Source organism: Paenalcaligenes niemegkensis, from assembly GCF_022230885.1.
In the GTDB taxonomy this organism is placed as follows: Bacteria; Pseudomonadota; Gammaproteobacteria; order Burkholderiales; family Burkholderiaceae_B; genus Paenalcaligenes; species Paenalcaligenes niemegkensis.
In genome coordinates this window covers 975,926-992,969 of record NZ_JAKGCT010000004.1, presented here as the reverse complement: position 1 = coordinate 992,969, position 17,044 = coordinate 975,926, and the positions used below count along the sequence as shown (strand labels likewise).

The 17,044-nt window shown below is 52.2% G+C and carries 12 protein-coding genes and 3 pseudogenes; 14 read left to right on the top strand and 1 reads right to left on the bottom strand.

Annotation, left to right across the window (positions count from 1 at the left end; translation table 11 throughout):
* The first annotated feature begins 75 nt into the window (after positions 1-75).
* The 14 genes and pseudogenes from gyrA (at position 76) to cysM (ending at position 15,864) form a co-directional block, all read left to right on the top strand.
* Entirely contained in the window at positions 76-2,892 is a 2,817-nt protein-coding gene (gene gyrA / locus L1889_RS08775) for a DNA gyrase subunit A (protein ID WP_238664816.1), read from the top strand.
* Positions 2,893-2,903: 11 nt separating this feature from the next.
* Positions 2,904-4,012 (top strand): annotated as a pseudogene (serC, locus tag L1889_RS08770) (3-phosphoserine/phosphohydroxythreonine transaminase).
* Positions 4,005-5,090 (top strand): prephenate dehydratase, encoded by a 1,086-nt coding sequence (gene pheA / locus L1889_RS08765; RefSeq protein WP_238664815.1) that lies wholly within the window; start codon positions 4,005-4,007, stop codon positions 5,088-5,090. Before serC ends, pheA begins: the two are co-directional and overlap by 8 nt.
* 120 nt (positions 5,091-5,210) lie before the next feature.
* Entirely contained in the window at positions 5,211-6,116 is a 906-nt protein-coding gene (locus L1889_RS08760) for a prephenate dehydrogenase (protein WP_238664814.1), read from the top strand.
* Positions 6,113-7,428 (top strand): annotated as a pseudogene (aroA, locus tag L1889_RS08755) (3-phosphoshikimate 1-carboxyvinyltransferase). The gene L1889_RS08760 and the pseudogene aroA overlap by 4 nt, the downstream one beginning before the upstream one ends.
* Positions 7,428-8,102, top strand: coding sequence for a (d)CMP kinase (cmk, locus tag L1889_RS08750; protein ID WP_257793877.1), 675 nt, complete (start codon positions 7,428-7,430; stop codon positions 8,100-8,102). Before aroA ends, cmk begins: the two are co-directional and overlap by 1 nt.
* 128 nt (positions 8,103-8,230) lie before the next feature.
* Positions 8,231-9,949, top strand: coding sequence for a 30S ribosomal protein S1 (gene rpsA, locus L1889_RS08745; RefSeq protein ID WP_238664813.1), 1,719 nt, complete (start codon positions 8,231-8,233; stop codon positions 9,947-9,949).
* A 5-nt stretch (positions 9,950-9,954) separates the two neighbouring features.
* Positions 9,955-10,278: an integration host factor subunit beta gene (locus L1889_RS08740; protein ID WP_238664812.1), complete on the top strand. Its 324-nt coding sequence runs from the start codon at positions 9,955-9,957 to the stop codon at positions 10,276-10,278.
* Positions 10,279-10,577: 299 nt separating this feature from the next.
* Positions 10,578-10,901 carry a LapA family protein gene (locus L1889_RS08735; protein WP_238664811.1) on the top strand — a complete coding sequence of 108 codons (324 nt, stop codon included), beginning with the start codon at positions 10,578-10,580 and terminating at the stop codon, positions 10,899-10,901.
* Between the two features lie 19 nt (positions 10,902-10,920).
* Positions 10,921-12,185 (top strand): annotated as a pseudogene (gene lapB / locus L1889_RS08730) (lipopolysaccharide assembly protein LapB).
* On the top strand, positions 12,182-13,111 hold the full coding sequence (gene rfaE1, locus L1889_RS08725; protein ID WP_238664810.1) for a D-glycero-beta-D-manno-heptose-7-phosphate kinase: 930 nt from the start codon (positions 12,182-12,184) through the stop codon (positions 13,109-13,111). The pseudogene lapB and the gene rfaE1 overlap by 4 nt, the downstream one beginning before the upstream one ends.
* A complete protein-coding gene (gene rfaD, locus L1889_RS08720; RefSeq protein ID WP_238664809.1) occupies positions 13,108-14,100 on the top strand; it encodes an ADP-glyceromanno-heptose 6-epimerase in 993 nt (330 codons plus the stop codon). The genes rfaE1 and rfaD overlap by 4 nt, the downstream gene beginning before the upstream one ends.
* 96 nt (positions 14,101-14,196) lie before the next feature.
* Positions 14,197-14,745, top strand: a complete 549-nt coding sequence (locus L1889_RS08715; protein ID WP_238664808.1) for a ComEA family DNA-binding protein — start codon at positions 14,197-14,199, stop codon at positions 14,743-14,745.
* 213 nt (positions 14,746-14,958) lie between these two features.
* Positions 14,959-15,864: a cysteine synthase CysM gene (gene cysM / locus L1889_RS08710; RefSeq protein WP_238664807.1), complete on the top strand. Its 906-nt coding sequence runs from the start codon at positions 14,959-14,961 to the stop codon at positions 15,862-15,864.
* Between the two features lie 57 nt (positions 15,865-15,921).
* Here cysM and mltB read toward each other — a convergent pair whose 3' ends face one another.
* Entirely contained in the window at positions 15,922-17,013 is a 1,092-nt protein-coding gene (gene mltB, locus L1889_RS08705) for a lytic murein transglycosylase B (RefSeq protein WP_238664806.1), read from the bottom strand.
* Positions 17,014-17,044: the final 31 nt, after the last annotated feature.

The following is a 17,044-nucleotide window of genomic DNA, read 5'->3' as shown; positions in this document are numbered from 1 at the left end:
GTAAGTGCTAGAATTTCTTATTCGCCCGAGAATGGCCCGCTTCTTGCTTAACTTATATCTATAAAGACATTTCATATGGATTCCTTTGCCAAGGAGACTCTTCCTATATCGCTGGAAGACGAAATGCGTCGCAGCTACCTCGACTACGCCATGAGCGTAATCGTAGGGCGCGCACTGCCAGACGTACGAGACGGCTTAAAGCCCGTACATAGGCGTGTGCTATTTGCCATGCACGAATTAAATAACGACTGGAACCGAGCTTATAAGAAGTCTGCGCGTATCGTCGGGGACGTCATCGGTAAGTATCACCCGCATGGCGACTCCGCGGTATATGACACGATTGTTCGCCTCGCCCAAGACTTCTCGATGCGCTATATGCTTGTCGATGGTCAGGGAAACTTCGGTTCAGTTGACGGTGATAGCGCTGCTGCCATGCGCTATACCGAGATCCGTTTAGCGAAGATTGCTCACGAGATTCTTGCCGACATCGATCAAGAGACCGTTGATTTTGTCCCTAACTACGACGGTAGCGAGCATGAGCCCGCGCTGCTTCCTTCCCGGTTACCTAACCTTCTGGTTAATGGCAGCTCCGGGATTGCGGTGGGTATGGCGACGAATATCGCTCCTCACAACCTCGCTGAAGTTGTCGCTGGCTGCCTCTACTGCCTTGAGCATCCTGATTGCTCAGTTGACGACCTGATCGAATATATCCCTGCCCCGGATTTCCCCACAGGGGGAATTATCTACGGGATGTCCGGGGTTCGAGAGGGCTATCGTACCGGCCGCGGCCGTGTCATTATGCGGGCCAAAGCCCACTTCGAAGACCTTGACCGTGGTGGCAGGCAGTCTATTGTCATTGACGCTTTGCCCTATCAGGTAAACAAGAAATCGCTTCAAGAGCGTATTGCCGACCTGGTCAATGAAAAGAAAATCGAGGGCATTTCCGATATCCGGGATGAGTCCGATAAAGACGGTATGCGCCTGGTCATCGAGCTTAAGCGCGGTGAAGTTCCAGAGGTTATTCTTAATAACCTGTACAAGAACACCCAGCTGCAGGAAACCTTCGGCATGAATATGGTGGCCCTGGTTGATGGCCAGCCAAGGCTGCTGAACCTCAAGCAGCTGGTCGAGTATTTCTTGCTGCATCGTCGTGAAGTGGTTACCCGTCGCACGGTGTTTCAGCTGCGCAAGGCACGGGAACGCGGACATGTGCTTGAAGGCTTGGCAGTTGCACTAGCAAATATCGACGACTTCATTGCCATTATTCGCGCCGCTCCGACGCCTCCCGTCGCTCGTCAGGCGCTGATGGACCGCAATTGGGATGCCTCACTCGTGCGCGACATGCTGTCGCGTGCCGATGACAGCGTCATTCCGGGTGGCCGGGTTGCGTACCGCCCTGATGGCCTTGCCGCAGCCTATGGCTTGCAGGCTGACGGACTGTATCGTTTGACCGAGATTCAGGCCCAGGAAATCCTGAATATGCGTTTGCAGCGCTTGACCGGCCTTGAGCAGGACAAGATTGTTGACGAGTACAAAGAGGTCATGGCCCGTATTGCCGATTTCCTCGACATCCTTGCCCGTCCTGAACGTGTAACCGCTATCATCAGCGAAGAGCTCGTGCAGGTCAGAGACGAGTTTTCCCGCAGCGATAAAGATGGGCGCCGTTCCGAGATCGAGCATAATGCTACCGAGCTTGATACTGAAGATCTCATCACCCCCATGGATATGGTGGTAACGCTTTCGCATGCGGGTTATGTGAAGAGTCAGCCTTTGTCCGAATACCGCGCGCAGAGGCGTGGCGGGCGTGGAAAGGTCGCTACGACCACTCGCGAAGACGACTGGGTAGATCAGCTGTTTATTGCCAATACCCATGATTTCCTTTTGTGCTTCTCAGATCATGGCCGAGTGTACTGGCTGAAGGTTTGGGAAGTGCCTCAAGGCTCGCGTAATTCGCGTGGACGTCCAATTGTGAATATGTTCCCTCTGCTGGAGGGCGAAAAAATCACCGTGGTTCTGGCAGTCAAAGAGTTTAGCGATGATCAGTACGTGTTCATGGCTACTTCCCGCGGTACCGTCAAGAAAACCCCGTTGTCTCACTTCTCGAATCCTCGAAAAGCGGGGATTATCGCAGTAGACCTCGATGAAGACGATTTCTTGATAGGGGCCCAGCTCACCGATGGCAAGCACGATGTAATGCTCTTCTCTGATGCCGGTAAGGCAGTGCGTTTTGACGAAGGCGACGTGCGCCCCATGGGCCGTACGGCTCGAGGTGTACGCGGTATGCGCCTTGATGATGGTCAAACCGTTATCTCTTTGCTCGTTGCCGAAGCCGAGGTCGAGGCCCTGGCTGGAACCGAAGGCGTGCTTGATGCGGCTGCTGATAGCACCGTTGACAATGTTGTCGATCTAGAGCTTGCCGATGTGGCTGATCAGGCTGCTATGCCGCAGGCCAGTCGCCTTTCTGTGCTGACTGCAACCGAAAATGGTTATGGGAAGCGCACCGCGATTGGTGAATACACTCGTCATGGTCGTGGTACTAAAGGCATGATTGCCATTCAGAGTTCGGCGCGTAACGGTAACCTGGTCGGTGCGGTGCTGGTGGATACTTCTGACGAGATCATGCTTATTACTAATGCAGGCGTATTGGTTCGCACCCGAGTGGAAGAGATCCGTGAAATGGGTCGGGCCACACAGGGCGTAACTCTGATTAACGTCGACGGCGAAAGCAAATTGTCCGGGGTTTATCGCGTGGTGGAGACCGACGTCGATGCCGATGACGACGACGCAGTGCTGGATGCTGACGAGCTGATCAACAACGACGCTCCGGGCGCTGGATCTGATCAGCCCGAAACCGATGCTGATGAAGCTGCTGATACTGATAATAACGAATAGGATTAGAAGAAATGCGTCCGTGGAATTTTTCTGCAGGCCCTTCTGTACTCCCTCTGGAAGTGCTGGAGCAGGCTGCTGCTGAGTTGCTGAGCTGGCATGATTGCGGCATGTCCGTAATGGAAATGAGCCATCGCGGTAAAGAGTTTATGCAAATTCGCGACGAGGCTGAGGCCGACTTGCGCGACTTGTTGCAAGTGCCTGCCGATTTCGAGGTGCTGTTCATGCAAGGAGGCGCACAAGCGCAAAATGCGATCGTGCCAATGAACTTGATGGGATTGAAACCCGGACGCAAAGCCGATTACGTAGTATCAGGTAGCTGGTCAGACAAATCTCAGAAAGAAGCTGGTCGATACGGAGCGGTCAACATCGCAGCCACCTCTGCGACCTCAACCCATATTGATGGGCATGAGCAATTGCCATATACCTGGTTTCCGGGAGTAGACGAATGGCATTTGCAGGCAGAGGCTTCATATATACATGTATGCAGTAACGAGACGATTAGCGGCGTGGAGTTCAACGACTGGTCTAATTTTAATGTGCCTCTTGTTGTGGACGCTTCGTCGAATATCTTGTCGCGTCCTACAGACTTTAGCAAAGTCGATATGATGTATGCGGGCGCACAAAAAATGCGGGCCCTGCAGGCCTTACTCTGGTCATTGTGCGTAAAGATCTGCTTGGATTCGCCGATAGCGACTGCCCGGGCGTCTTTAATTACGAGCAGGTGGCGGCTAATCAGTCGATGTTCAATACTCCTCCTACCTACGCTATTTATATTTCTGGCCTGGTCTATAAATGGCTGAAAGAAAAGGGTGGTGTGGCTGAAATCGAGAAGCGGAATATTGAAAAGGCTCAATTGCTTTACGGCTATCTGGATGAGTCAGACTTTTATGTAAATAAGGTCGAGCACCGGTCGCGGTCACGTATGAATGTGCCGTTCCAGCTAATTGACGCGTCACTTGAAGCAAGCTTTATTGAGCAGGCAGAAAAGGCGGGGCTGTTGCAGCTGAAGGGACATAAAAGTGTAGGCGGAATGCGGGCGTCTATCTATAACGCAATGCCGCTTGAAGGCGTGGTGGCTTTGGTTGATTTCTTAAAGGATTTTGAGCGTCGTCATGGCTGAAACATTGCAAGAACGTTTGGCACCGTGGCGGGCTGAAATCGATCTGATCGATGAGCAAATTCTCGCTTTACTTAATAAAAGGGCTCAGGCGGCACTAGAGATTGGCATTATCAAGCAAGATTACGATGCTGACGATGCCATCCTCAAGCCTGAGCGCGAAGCACTGATTGTGCGCCGATTGCAGTCTCTGAATCATGGTCCTTTTACACCTGCATCGGTTCAGGCCGTCTGGGGGCAGGTAATCTCCGCCTGCCGGGGCCTTGAAAGTGTGCCGCGGGTAGCATGCCTGGGGCCGCAAGGCTCATTTTCAGAGCAAGCGGCTTACGAGCACTTTGGTCACTTCATCAACAGTGTGCACTGTGAAAGCTTCGATGAGGTCTTCAGGGCTGTCGAGGCGGGGCAAGCTGACGTGGGTATTGTGCCGGTTGAAAACTCTACCGAAGGTGCAGTCAACCGAACGCTTGATCTGTTGCTGAACTCCCCACTTAAGGTGGTCGGCGAGCGCTCCCTGAATATTCATCATAATTTGCTGTCGAGCAGTGGAACCCTGGAGGGTGTGAAGCGTGTGTTGGCTCATCCGCAGGCACTTGCCCAGTGTCAGTCCTGGTTGATGCGCAATCATCCGGAACTGTCTCGTGAGCCAGCCGCCAGTAATTCTGAAGCAGCTCGTTTAGCGTCGTTAGATCCTTCTATTGCGGCTATCGCCAGTATTTCTGCGGCGACCGCGTGGTCTTTATCGGTGGTTCAAACAGGCATCCAAGATGATCCGCATAATCGCACGCGATTTTTAGCGATAGGGGCGATTGAAACGCTGCCTAGCGGACAAGACAAAACCAGCATCATTTTAGCGGTACCAAACCGTTCGGGTGCAGTCTACGAGATGTTGGCTCCGCTTGCCACGCATGGAGTCTCCATGACACGCCTCGAGTCCCGGCCCGCTCGTACAGGGCAGTGGGAATATTATTTTTATGTGGATTTATTAGGGCATCAGAATGAGCCAGCGTTAAAGCAGGCTCTGTCCGAGTTGAAGCAAGGCGTGGCGTTCTTCAAAATATTAGGGTCTTATCCGGCTCAATAGTAGATACCTATGTATGTGCCGGGCCTGCAGGGGCCGTGCTCATGGCAAGGCATCTGCTTTGCGGACAGGCGCTGCTGGTTTGACCGACAGTAACTACCCCGAATAATACGTGGATTTGTCATGCTTCAAAATGATGCTAAAAGAACAGCTAGCCAAGTGATTTCAACACTTGCCATCGTTGGACCAGGCTTAATTGGCGGCTCGGTTGCTGCCGCCTTGCGTCAGCGAGGTGCGGTAGGGCGTGTTCTGGGGGTAGGGCGTAATCCGGCCAGTTTGGATGTGGCCTTAGCAAAGGGGCTCATCGACGAGGTGGTAACGGCAGAGCAGGCAGCGCAACGCGCCGATGTCGTGCTTTTGGCAACACCTGTGGGCGCAACCCAGGCGGTATTGCAAAAAATGCTGCCCTTTTTACAGCCGCATACGATACTCACGGATGCAGGTAGCACCAAAGCCGACGTGGTTGAGGTGGCTCGCAAGGTGTTGGGTGCTGCGGTCAGCCGATTCATTCCTGGCCATCCTATTGCGGGGTCCGAGTCCACGGGGCCAGCGGCGGCTCATGCAGCGCTGTATGAAGGCCGCACCGTAGTGCTGACCCCGCTGGATGAAAATGAAAGCCTCGCCAAAGATGTTGTGGTAGAGATGTGGAAGGCCTGTGGCGCCAGAGTTCTCGTTATGACGCCAGAGGTACATGACACTGTGCTGGCTTCGGTCAGCCACGTGCCGCATTTTTTATCCTCTGTGTTTATGTGGCAAGTATCCACCGCTGTTGATTCCGATTTACGTCTGGCGGTAGCGGGCAGCGGTTTCAGAGACTTTACACGTATTGCGGCGGGTTCACCCGAAGTCTGGCGGGACATCTTTCTAAGTAATCGAGAGGCTGTGCTCCACGAGCTGCGTGAGGTTCGTGCGGCATTTGAACAGGCAGAGAGTGCATTGCAGCAGGCTGACGGACCTGCTCTTGAGAATTTTCTGGAGCGTGCTGCATTGGCGCGCCGTCTATGGGCAAGCAGGAGTGGTTTGGTATGACAACGGTTTCAAGTATTGAGTTATTGCCTGTGTGCCGCGCGAGAGGTCGTGTAGTGCTGCCAGGTTCTAAAAGTATTTCTAATCGAGCCTTGTTATTGGCGGCGCTCGCCCATGGCAAGACGACATTGACCGGTTTGCTCGAATCCGACGATACACGCGTTATGCTGGACGCCCTTGATAAAATGGGCGTAGGGGTTGAGCGTGTTGATGATTCGGTATGCATCGAAGGCGGTACACCTTTCAAGAATCGTAAGGCTGATCTTTTTTGGCGAATGCGGGCACCGCATTCCGATCCTTAACCGCGACGCTGGCCTTCATGGGTGGCGAGTTCATCCTGCGCGGCATACCGCGAATGCACGAGCGTCCCATCGGTGATCTGGTTGATGCTGTGCGTAGCGCAGGAGCTTCCGTTAGCTACCTGGGGGAGCAGGGCTATCCGCCTCTGGCCATTGCCGAACCCACGTTGCATTCGTGTTCGACGATTCGCGTCAAGGGTTCGGTGTCCAGCCAGTATTTAACGGCTTTGCTTATGGCCGCTCCGCTGTGGACTGCTGAGCACGGGGCCAGGCTCCGTATAGAAGTAGAGGGGATATTAATATCCCGGCCTTATATTGCCATTACGCTCGATATGATGCGTCATTTTGGCGTTAATGTAGAGAACCACGACTGGACGAGTTTTGAGATTCCCAGTCATGCGTCGTACGTATCCCCAGGTCAGTACCACGTAGAAGGCGATGCGTCCTCAGCATCCTACTTCTTGGCCTTGGGTGCTATAGGGGAAGGCCCGCTCACCATAGAAGGGGTAGGCTCAGCGTCAGTCCAGGGTGATGTGAAATTTGCGGAAGTGGTGCAGGCAATGGGTGCCACCGTAGAGTTCAGTCCATACAGTATGCTGGTTTCGGGCGTCAATGTGAGTAAAGGTGAAAGCTTAAAAGCTTTCGATCTGGACTTTAACTTGATTCCTGATGCTGCCATGACAGCGGCAGCCCTGGCGATGTTTGCCGACGGCCCATGCACCTTGCGCAATATAGCGTCGTGGCGCGTCAAGGAAACTGATCGAATTCATGCCATGCACACAGAGTTGGAGAAGCTCGGAGCACGTGTTGAGTCTGGCCCGGATTGGTTGCGTGTCTGGCCAATTGAAGACTCCGGCTGGCGAAAAGCCAGTATCGAGACTTATGACGACCACCGCATCGCCATGTGTTTTTCATTGGCGGCATTTGGTCCTCTGGCTGTTGAAATTCTTGACCCGGGCTGCGTCAGTAAAACGTTTCCCACATACTTCACCGTATTTAACGAATTGGTTCAATAATGACACAAGCTCCCTTTCATGTTCCCGTAATCACTATCGACGGACCTACGGCATCTGGCAAAGGAACTGTGGCCCAACGTGTGGCAGAGCACCTGGGCTGGCATGTCCTTGATAGTGGGGCCTTGTATCGCCTGACGGCTCTGGCATGCCTGAATATCCAGACAAGCCTGAATGATGAAGAGGCTGTGGCTTTGGTAGCGTCGCAACTTGATGTGAGCTTTAAGGCGGATAAAGTGTTCTTGTCACAGGCTGATGTCAGTCAGGATATTCGAGCCGAGCATGTAGGGAATACGGCTTCGAAAATTGCAGCCTATCCTCAGTTGCGCTTGGCGCTATTGCAGCGGCAGCGCGACTTTCAGGTCGAACCAGGTCTTGTCGCCGATGGCCGGGACATGGGAACGATCGTATTCCCAGACGCCAATTTAAAGATCTTTCTTGTTGCAGATGTGCAATCACGGGCGGAAAGACGTGCTAAGCAGTTGAAGGCAAAGGGGATTTCTGCTAATCTAACGAGTCTTTTAGAGGACATGCAAGCACGAGACCTTAGGGATAGTAGCCGGGCTAGTGCCCCTTTAGTTGCTGCTGATGATGCATATGTGATTGATTCTTCTAACTTAACTATAGAAGAGACTGTTGGCAAAGTGTTATTGCATTGGTCCGAAAAAATTAATTAACCATGGTTCTTATGACTTGGCAATGTTGTATTTATTGTTATGGCCAAGTTAATAAGGTTCTTCTCACTCCACCGGAATTTATTCTGGTGTGTTCAGTAGCCAGCAATGGCTGATGGATTTTATATTTAATGTCCTCCATCCCTACTACCGATATTCTAGGCGGCGAAAGCTTTGCCGATTTATTTGAAGAAAGCGTCAAGAATCAAGACTTGAAAGCCGGCGAAGTTATTTCTGCCGAAGTTCTGCGCATTGACCACAACTACGTGCTGGTTAACGCAGGTCTCAAGTCTGAGTCACTCATTCCGCTCGAAGAGTTCTTGAATGATCAAGGCGAACTCGAAGTAGAACCCGGTGATTTTGTCTCAGTCGCTATTGATTCTTTCGAAAACGGTTACGGTGACACTATCTTGTCTCGCGACCGTGCTAAACGTCTGTCGGCATGGCTGGCTCTTGAGCAAGCGCTCGAGTCAGGCGAGCTGGTTAACGGTACAGTCACGGGCAAGGTCAAAGGCGGCATGACTGTCATGACTAACGGTATCCGTGCATTCTTGCCGGGTTCCCTGGTCGACCTGCGTCCAGTTAAAGACACTACACCTTACGAAGGCAAAACCTTCGAATTCAAGGTTATCAAGCTCGACCGCAAGCGCAATAACGTTGTGTTGTCTCGTCGTGCTGTGCTCGAAGCGAGCATGGGCGAAGAGCGTCAGAAACTGCTCGAAACCCTGACTGAAGGTATCGTCATCAAAGGTATTGTTAAAAACATTACTGATTACGGTGCGTTTGTTGACCTGGGCGGTATCGACGGTCTGCTTCACATCACTGACATGGCCTGGCGTCGTGTGCGTCACCCTTCCGAAGTATTGCAGGTGGGTGAAGAGATCGAAGCTAAGGTTCTTAAGTTCGACCAAGAGCGCAGCCGCGTTTCCCTGGGTGTTAAGCAGCTGGGCGAAGATCCATGGATCGGTCTGTCACGTCGCTACCCACAAACAACTCGTTTGTTCGGTAAAGTAACAAACCTTACCGACTACGGTGCATTCGTTGAAGTTGAAGACGGTATCGAAGGTCTGGTACACGTTTCCGAAATGGATTGGACCAACAAAAACGTTGATCCACGCAAAGTTGTTACTTTGGGCGACGAAGTTGAAGTCATGGTTCTGGATATCGACGAAGATCGTCGTCGTATCTCGCTGGGCATGAAGCAATGCCGTGCCAATCCATGGGAAGAGTTCGCGATTAACTTCAAGCGTGGTGATAAAGTTCGCGGCGCCATCAAATCTATCACAGACTTCGGTGTATTCGTGGGTCTGGACGGTGGTATCGACGGTCTCGTGCACTTGTCCGATCTTTCCTGGACAGACACTGGCGAAGAAGCAGTACGTAACTTCAAGAAAGGCGACGAAGTTGACGCCGTAGTCTTGGGTATCGATACTGACAAAGAGCGTATCTCGTTGGGTATCAAGCAGCTTGAAGGCGATCCTTTCAACAACTTCGTAGCCACGCACGATAAAGGCGCAGTTGTTACAGGTACCGTTAAATCAGTTGAGGCCAAGGGTGCCGTAGTTACCTTGTCCGTTGATGTTGAAGGTTACCTGCGTGCCTCCGAAATCTCGGCAGGGCGTGTAGAAGATGCGACTACAGTGCTCAACGAAGGTGACGAGCTTGAAACAATGATTGTTAACGTTGATCGTAAGACACGTTCAATCCAGCTTTCAGTCAAAGCCCGTGATAACGCTGAAACAGCTACTTCGATCCAGCGTATTTCCGAAGCCAGTGCTTCGTCAGGCACAACTAACCTGGGTGCATTGCTGCGTGCTAAGCTAGATCAGCAGCAGCGTGACGACGGTTAATTAGCGTGACCAAGTCAGAGCTTATTGCGCTACTGGCCAGCCGCTATCCGCAGCTGGCCTTGCGCGACATGGATTTCGCAGTAAAAACTATGCTTGATGCCATGACCCAATCCCTTGCCAGTGGGCAGCGGATTGAAATTCGTGGCTTCGGTAGTTTTTCGTTGTCGACGCGTTCTCCACGCATTGGTCGTAATCCTCGTTCCGGCGAAAAAGTGCTGGTTCCTGCCAAGCAGGTGCCGCATTTTAAAGCCGGTAAAGAGTTACGCGAGCGTGTTGATGCAGCATATCTTGATGAACAAAAGACCGACAGTGTACCGTCGGGTGCCTAATGGCCGTAAACAAAAGCTTTTGTTTACACAGCTGTAAAGCAATGCAAAGCCTCAGTTAAGGCAAGCAAAGAAGTTGATAAACCCTGTTGTTTCAGACGGCAGGGTTTATTTTTTTGTGTGTCAGCGTTATGACGAATCCTCAAGTATTCTATGGGATTGCCTGCATAAAAAATCAGCTTTGTGGTTTACCGGCAGTTCATGATGAAAACGAGCTGCATAGGCACGAGAACTTTTCCATGTGGGCGTGAAAGTAGATTCAAATTACAATTGGACCATCCTCAAATCTGTTGGAGTTAAATATGCGCTATCTCGTATGGGTGCTGCGTTTACTGGTCTTTGTGCTGGTGCTTTTATTCGCACTGAAGAATACAGAGCCAGTCAATGTCAATTTTTTCGCTGACTATGGCGTCGCGAATGTTCCTTTAGTCGTAGTAATGTTAAGCGCACTAATACTGGGTTTGGTGTTTGGCCTGTTATTGATGGTGGGCGTACTAATGCGTAAACGTCGCGAAATAGCCAGGCTTCGACGTGATGTGGCACGGCTGGAAGAGTCCATACGCCACCCTCTATCGCACACAGATACAGTAGCGCCAGAAACTGTCGCCCCCTTGGCGCCCTTATAGGTTTTACGGAGTATGAAGCGTGGATTTTGAACCATGGTGGCTGATCGTCCTTCCAGTGTTGTTTGGTCTGGGGTGGTTAGCTGCTCGATTCGACTTTAAGCAGATTTTGTCCGAGTCACGCAATTTGCCTGACTCCTACTTTAAGGGGCTGAACTTTCTGCTTAATGAGCAGCCTGATCGCGCAATTGATGCTTTTGTAGAGGTTGCAAAGCTCGACTCCGAAACGACCGAACTGCATTTTGCCTTGGGCAGCTTGTTTCGGCGTCGCGGCGAAATTGAAAGGGCAATCAGGGTACATCAAAGCTTGTTAGCCAGGGCAGATCTACCAGCTCAAGATCGTGAAACGGCACAGCATGAGTTAGCGCAGGATTTTTTGAAGGCGGGTCTGCTAGACCGAGCCGAACAGGCTTTTGAGGCTGTTGTAGACACTCGCTTTGCTGTTGACGCAATGCGCTCATTGATACGTATCTACGAGTCTGAGCATGATTGGCCTCAAGCCATTGAGGCAGTGCGGCGCCTGCGTGCCTTTGTCGATGAGCCTGTGCCGCAACTGGTTCACTATCAGTGTGAGCAGGCACAAAGCGCGCTCGAGCAGCGTCAGCCAGATCTGCCTAAAGCAGAAGAGGCTCTGAAAGAAGCTGATCTTGCAGCAGAGGCATTGGGCGAAAAAACGGCAGTGCCGCATCCAGAGCAAGAATCGCCATTCTTAGGGCGAAACTGTCGCAGCTAAAAGGCGATTTCCCTGGGCAGCGAGACTTTTTGGCGTCCGTCATGCGCGTTGCTCCTGAATATACAGGGCTAATAGCTGCCGATCTTATGGCTTGCTACAGGCAACTGGACCAACCTGCACAGGGGCTGGGTCTTTTAAAAGCGCATTATGAAGCACTTCCTTCTATTGATATATTCAATGTGGTTTTTCGCGAATTACGGGAGCAGCAGGGGCATGTACGAGCGTGGGCTTTTGCTCGCACGGCGTTACGTATGCAGCCGCTGCTGCTGGGTCTGGACCGCATGCTCGAAGTGGAATTAACCTTTGCCGACAACTTGGCTGCAGCGCCCCTTACGGGTGCGCCTATCGAAGCCTTGCCGGCCTCTGCAGCTGCAGAGGTGGTGGCTGGTGCTGATCTGGGCTTGTTGCGCCGTCTGGTGCATAAGCATACGCAGCGGCTAGATCGTTACTCGTGCCATGTTTGTGGTTTTGAGGCCCAGCACTATTATTGGCAATGCCCGGGATGCAACTCATGGGAAACGTACGCTCCGAAGCGTCTGGAGGAAATGCAATGATTCCGTTTCCAGTTAAGGAGGCTAAGCAGGTAAAAGTGCTGGTCATTGGAGATGTCATGCTGGACCGTTACTGGTTCGGCGGCGTAGAACGTATTTCTCCCGAGGCACCGGTGCCTGTAGTGAAGGTAGCCAGACGTGAAGATCGCTTGGGTGGTGCAGCCAACGTAGCTCGCAATATCGTGGCTCTGGGAGCACAAGCCACGCTTTTGGGTATAGCAGGTCAAGATGATACGGCTATAGATGTCGAGCAGCTGACTCTCGAGGCCGGCATCCATGCCAGTATCGTGCGCGATCCCCATATGCCCACTACATTGAAGCTACGGGTCTTGGCGCGTCAACAGCAGCTGTTACGGGTTGATTTCGAAGAGCGTCCGGAACCCGGGACTTTAGAAATTATGCTCGAGCGTGCGCGACAGCTTATTCAGGGTCATGACTTAGTTGTTCTGTCCGACTATGCCAAAGGAACGCTTAATCATATCGAGCAGCTTATCGCTTTGGCAAACGAGTTCAACATTCCGGTAATGGTCGATCCCAAAGGGGACACTTATCATCGCTATCGGAATGCCACCATCATTACGCCCAACCGTATCGAGATGCAGCAAGCAGTTGGCCGCTGGGCCGATGAGGACGATTTAAAAGATCGTGCACAACGCTTACGAGCAGAATTGCAGCTTGAAGCCATTTTGATCACTCGCTCCGAGCAAGGTATGACCATCTTTACTGAAGGCGGGTCATACCATGCCGACGCACAGGCTCAGGAGGTCTTTGACGTTTCGGGGGCCGGGGATACGGTGCTGGCTACCCTGGCAGTAGGGCGGGCGGCAGGTCTGGATTGGGACGACGCGATGCAGTGGGCCAACATCGCGGGCGGTATTGTGGTTGGAAAGTTAGGTACATCGATTGTTACCGTAGGAGAACTCCTGTGATTATCGTTACGGGCGGGGCAGGATTTATAGGCAGTAATCTGGTGGCGGGCTTAAACCGTCGGGGCTACACAGATATTCTCGTGGTTGATGATCTTCTGGATGGCGACAAATTTGTGAATATGGTGGATCTGTCCATTGCTGATTACATGGATAAAGCCGATTTTCGTCGCCGTATTGCTCAAAATGAACTAAGCGGCATTGAAGCCATTTTTCATCAGGGCGCATGCTCCGATACTACAGAGCGTAATGGTCAGTTTGTGATGGACAACAACTATCGCGTTACGCTCGAACTGTTCGAGTATTGCCAAAGGCAAAAAGTACCATTTTTATATGCTTCTTCGGCGGCAGTATATGGTGCTGGTCCGCAGTACATCGAAGACCCCGCCTACGAGTCGCCCCTGAATGTCTATGGCTATTCAAAGCTGCTTTTTGACCAGGTGTTGCGTCGCCGCTTAAGCAGGCTGACGGCCCCGGTGGTGGGGTTACGGTATTTTAATGTTTATGGGCCACGAGAGCAGCACAAGGGCCGGATGGCTTCAGTCGCCTTGCACAACATGAAGCAATATCGGGCTGAAGGTTTTGTTCGATTGTTTGCTGGCTGGGAGGGTTATGACGACGGCGCTCAGCAGCGAGACTTCATCTATGTGGACGACGTGGTAAACGTGAACTTGCACTTTTTTGAGCATGCTGCGCAGTCTGGCGTGTATAACTGCGGTACGGGCCGTGCTCAGCCCTTTAATGACGTCGCCATGACGGTGGTCAACACGATGCGCAAGCATGAGGGGCTGGAAGCTCTTGCTTTAGAGCAGTTGGTGGCACAAGGCCTGATTCGATATATTGATTTTCCCAATGATCTGAAGGGGCGTTACCAAAGTCACACCCAGGCTGACCTTCAGCAATTAAGGTCAGCCGGTTATAAAAATGAGTTCAGCGATGTAGCTGAAGGTGTCAGTCAGTATGTGGAGATAGAGCTGGCTAAAATCCGCTAGGCGTGGCTTTACGCATAGACAACAAGGGCGCCATTGGGCGCCTTTGTTGCGGATAAAGCGAGATGATAAGGCTTTTCCATTTACAGGAGCCGGATTATGAACCCCTTTACCCACTCGGTATTGGCAAAGCCTTTGAGCGGTTGCGGCGCGGTGTGGTCAACCGCTGCATCACCATTGCTGTCATCATCACCGTTGCCGACCACTTCAGCGCCTGAAGCGCTGCGATATACGCCGTATCACACAGTCCCTCTTCGGATTTATCGCAACGATTTCAGGCAGTCACCTCACTTATTTAGGCAAGAGGCCAGAAGCCGTTCATTGTGGTTGAGGCTGGTAGTGGCCTTCTGCGGGTTAGCCGTAGCAGGGAGCGCGGGTGCAATAGAGTTAAACACGGCTGATGTTATCCAATTGCAGTCGCTCAAAGGAATTGGCCCCAAAACTGCGGCGTTGATCGTTGAGGAACGTGAGCGGGGAGGCCCTTTTGACGACGCACAAGACCTCGGTGAGCGAGTGAAGGGGCTGGGGCCCAAGAAGCTATCCGGCTTGCTTAGGGAAGGTTTGAAGGTCTCCGCTCCAGCCAAAGGCAAGGCTGCGCCCGTGGCGAATGCATCTGCTAAAAAGCCTGTGGTTTCTAAATCAAAGTAACTCAGAACGCCACGCCACATTCATATCCGCTGGACGAGGGCGTGGTGCCTGCGATGAAAGTCGGTGTAAAACCCTGGTTTTTGCAAGAAAATTGAGTTCAAAATAACTGAAAGTAATAGTAGAGTAGTATTTCTGGTTCCGTTATGCGTACACAGGTACTTGTGTGGCAAATAGCGGTGGCAACTCTATGGGCTCCAGTTTATTATTTTCGTTATGAATGCATATCCAACTATCGAAGACACTATTGGTTCGACTCCACTAGTGCGTTTGCAACGACTTTCTCCTGAACTTACCGAGCAGCGCGGTAATGTCATTCTGGCCAAACTCGAGGGGAACAATCCCGCGGGTTCGGTTAAAGACAGGGCAGCAAGCTCAATGATCAGGCACGCGGAAGAGCGCGGACTTATAAAACCTGGAGACACATTAATCGAGGCTACCAGCGGAAATACGGGCATTGCCCTTGCAATGATTGCCGCTGTTCGCGGCTACAAGATGACCTTAATCATGCCGGACAACCTTTCGGTTGAACGGCGTGCTTCCATGACGGCTTACGGGGCGACGCTTATTCTGACGCCGGCGTCTTCGGGAGGCATGGAGTACGCTCGTGACCTGGCACTGAAAATGCAGGCTGATGGCGAAGGTATTGTGTTGGATCAGTTCGCTAACGCTGATAACCCACAGGCGCATATACAGAGTACAGGCCCTGAAATCTGGACACAGACCTGCGGGCGTGTGACACATTTTATTAGCGCCATGGGCACTACCGGAACCATCATGGGGGTGGGTTCTTATCTGCGGCGTCAAAAGCCTGATGTGGTTATCGTGGGGGCGCAGCCTGCCGAAGGGGCGCAAATCCCGGGTATACGCAAGTGGCCTGAAGCTTATCAGCCTGCAATCTATCATCCTGCAGAGATCAATCAGTTCGAGCCGATTACTCAGCTCGAGGCAGAGAACGCAGCCCGGGACATGGCGGCAAAAGAAGGGATATTTGCCGGCATTTCATCGGGTGGGGCTCTGGTAGCCGCATTGCGAGTTGCTGCAACCGTAGAGAACGCCACAATCGTATTTATTGTGTGTGATCGCGGAGATCGTTATTTATCTACGGGTGTGTTTAATTAACCGTTCCTTGAGCTATTCGCTACCAGCCTGTCTTAAGACTGGTAGCGGGGCCTTGCGCTAGGGCGTGCTTTTTCCCATACGCTCACTTAGCTCAGCGGCAAGGTCTGCGACTGAAGCGGCATAAAAATAGCTGCGATTATATTGTGTGATGGCATAGAAGTTTTCGGTAGCGACCCGGTACTCCACTGTGCCTCTGGGCTCATCAACAAGATTAATTACCCCCAGGGGGCGTTTTTGCCACGGTTGTTTATCGGTGGTCCTGAGCCGTGCCCCCTCAGCGTGAAGATCGGCAAAACTTAACTTGGCTTCAAGGCCTCCGTCCACAAATTGCTCGGGCGCAGCAGGTAGCGTCGTATTGGCAAAGATGGGCAGTTCGGGTTGCCAGCCATGCATGATCAGGAAATTGGCCACTGAGGTCACAATGTCGGGCATGGAGTTATAAAGGTCGATTTTTTTGTCGTTATCACCATCGACAGCATAGCGCATCAGGCTGCCTGGCATGAACTGCGGCAGTCCCATGGCGCCGGCATACGAACCGTAAGCGGCGCGAGCATCAAGCTTGTTCTGATGGTGCAGGTCGATAAGATCTGCCAGTTGGTTTCTGAATAGCTCACCCCGCTCGGGCCGGCTGTTATCGGGGTATGAAAACCCGAGTGTGGCCAATGCATCCAGAACTTTGAAATCACCCGTCTGCCGGCCGTAGACTGTTTCTACGCCGATAATTGCTACGATTACTGAGGCTGGGACTCCGTATTGTTTCTCCGCCTGCTCAAGTGCCAGACGATGCTGTTTCCAGAACTCTATGCCAGAGCGTATGCGGATGGGGTCGACAAAGCGATTTTTGTAGGTCACCCAGCTGCGCTTGATCCTGCCTTTAGACGGAGCCATCAGACGAGCGGCAGTGGGGTTGTACTCGACCTTCAGAAGTAAGTCCTCAACAGTGGCAAGGGGTATGTTGCGTGTGTTTGCGACTTCATGTGCCCAATCCTGTAGCCAGGGGCTTAAATTGCCGTCGGCCGTATGGTAGGTAGTGCGCCCGGCGCGAGAGTCTCCGCCCGCAATGGCGAGGGCCTCGGTCAGGGCCGGAGTATCGTTTGCGTCTGAAGACTGTTCGGGACCTAAAGCGGGGGTGTTTGCGTCGCAGCGCATCCGGCTATAAAAAAAGATAAGAGCCCAGCTT